The sequence below is a fragment of the Actinomyces sp. S6-Spd3 genome (assembly GCF_000758755.1).
In the GTDB taxonomy this organism is placed as follows: Bacteria; Actinomycetota; Actinomycetes; order Actinomycetales; family Actinomycetaceae; genus Pauljensenia.
On sequence record NZ_JRMV01000002.1, the window covers coordinates 1 to 531 of the forward strand.

A 531-nucleotide genomic window follows, 5' to 3' on the forward strand; every position below is an offset into this window, starting at 1 on the left:
TTTTGCCTACTCTTACGCGAGGCTACCTATGAAAGAAGCAGCGCAGTTATTCTTCACCACCTCCAGCTATTTGGAGGACAACTATGTTGCTCCCACCGCGGACAACGTGAAGCTACCCGCCCACAAGCGCAACCTGGTGCACATTTACATGGAGTCGGTTGAGAACTCCTACTATTCCAAAGATTTGGGCGGCTACATGGATCAAAATCTAATGCCCGAACTTGCGGCGCTTAGCGAGACGGGAATCTCCTGGTCAAACACCGACAAATTTGGAGGCCCTGACCAGCTGTACGCAACCGGCCACTCCGTGGCCGGCATGATCGCAATGCAAGCCGGCGTACCCATGCTCGCGTCCGGAACAGCAGGTAGCGATTTCTCCTACCCAGATTTCACAACCATTGGCGACATCCTCAAAAAAGGTGGTTACAACACCACATTCATGCAAGCTTCAACGGCATCCTGGGGCGGACTGGACAGGTACTACCAGCGGCATGGAGGTTTCGATATTCACGACCGCGCCCGTTTTGTTGC

At 53.7% G+C, this 531-nt stretch carries 1 protein-coding gene; it reads left to right on the forward strand.

Going from position 1 to position 531, the window contains the following annotated elements; all coding sequences use genetic code 11:
• Positions 1-28 precede the first annotated feature (28 nt).
• Positions 29-531: sulfatase-like hydrolase/transferase (locus HMPREF1627_RS00010; protein WP_324606561.1), on the forward strand; the 503-nt coding region annotated here is incomplete at its 3' end.